The organism is Escherichia sp. WS1450 (assembly GCF_046487395.1).
Lineage (GTDB): Bacteria > Pseudomonadota > Gammaproteobacteria > Enterobacterales > Enterobacteriaceae > Escherichia > Escherichia coli.
Map to the genome: position 1 here is coordinate 1 of NZ_JBJQJO010000135.1, position 845 is coordinate 845.

The 845-nt window shown below is 48.2% G+C and carries 1 protein-coding gene; it reads right to left on the reverse strand.

The window, feature by feature from the left end; translation table 11 throughout:
• Nucleotides 1-248: 248 nt before the first annotated feature.
• Nucleotides 249-701: an NAD(+)--rifampin ADP-ribosyltransferase Arr-2 gene (locus ACJHYR_RS27935; RefSeq protein WP_000237816.1), complete on the reverse strand. Its 453-nt coding sequence runs from the start codon at nt 699-701 to the stop codon at nt 249-251.
• Nucleotides 702-845: the final 144 nt, after the last annotated feature.

Here is an 845-nt window from a genome sequence, read left to right on the forward strand (position 1 = left end):
AACCGAAAAATGAAGGTTGCTGCGGCTTACTTGTCTGCGTTCTTGGAAGTGCTCATCTGCTGACTATCTCATGATTGAATTTGAATCGTAACAACTTTCAAGCAACTCTGCGAGGAGCCTTATTGTGCGCCCAACGCCGCCATAAACGGCGACAGGGTGGCGCGCCTATTGCGCATAAAATGGCGAAGCCATGCGCAACAGGCGCGGAATCTCTGGCGTCCGGTTTGATGGCTTTGTTATGCAAAGGACTAGTCTTCAATGACGTGTAAACCACGGCGCTTTAAGTCCTCTAACGAATCCAACATTCCCCTTATTAATTCAACAGGATGCCCCTCCCAGTCTTCAACAACGCCAACAATTCTCAAGGGTTCGCAGGTTCTATAGGACTGTGTTGGATTACCGGGAAATTTTTTGTTCGTAAGATTCGGATCGTCTTCGAACGGTCCTGTTGGCTCAACTATGTATATGTAGCCGCGACCCTCGAGGCCAGACAGTGACATAGCAAGTTCAGCTCCCCAAACTGCTGGCTCCATCAAGGCTGAAAAGTAGATGTGCTTAAGAATACGACCGTCCTCGAAATGAGAGATGAACCCTGTGGTTAGCAAGTCACCAATCGCCAAATTGGCTTTGGTTCCATGATAGAACGGTCCTTGCACCTGCTTGTAATTATCATGAGAGATGGGAATCCAATCTTTTACCATTTTAAGACCCTTAATTGTTGGGATTTGGCTGCATAACTTTGTTTTAGGGCGACTGCCCTGCTGCGTAACATCGTTGCTGCTCCATAACATCAAACATCGACCCACGGCGTAACGCGCTTGCTGCTTGGATGCCCGAGGCATAGA